General features: G+C 48.2%; 1 protein-coding gene. It reads right to left on the bottom strand.

Annotation, left to right across the window (positions count from 1 at the left end; all coding sequences use genetic code 11):
- Positions 1–396: pyruvate formate lyase family protein (locus V6C27_14850; protein ID MEG6617660.1), on the bottom strand; the 396-nt coding region annotated here is incomplete at both ends.

The following is a 396-nucleotide window of genomic DNA, read 5'->3' as shown; positions in this document are numbered from 1 at the left end:
CTTCCACCACAAACAGCGATTCCAGTGTCCAAATGGACTGCAGGGCTTCATGGAAGGTCCGGGGTGGATTGGCCGGTACGTTGGTCAAAATATCGGAAATCTTATAAAGCTCCACCTTGCGGCCTGGATCTTGCTCCCTGTCCGCCAGTTCCCTGGCATAATCGGAAAGCCGTTTGGCATATGCCAAAATACCATCACAGGTCTCAATTTCCGCTTTGTAGAAGTAAATCTTATCGATGTCCTCGGGATTCTCCATTGACAATTTATTTAGTTTATCGACAGCTTCCTGCCGCACACCGTTAATGCCTTTTTTGATCAGGATGATGTCATAGCCTGGGCAGGTGTCGCCGCCACCATTGATCTGGTGATAAGACAAATCACTGACAAAGGCTTCAC

It is taken from the genome of Peptococcaceae bacterium 1198_IL3148, from assembly GCA_036763105.1.
Lineage (GTDB): Bacteria > Bacillota > Desulfotomaculia > Desulfotomaculales > Desulfohalotomaculaceae > JBAIYS01.
The sequence above is the reverse complement of the archived record's forward strand: the minus strand, read 5'-3'. Positions and strand labels throughout refer to the sequence as shown.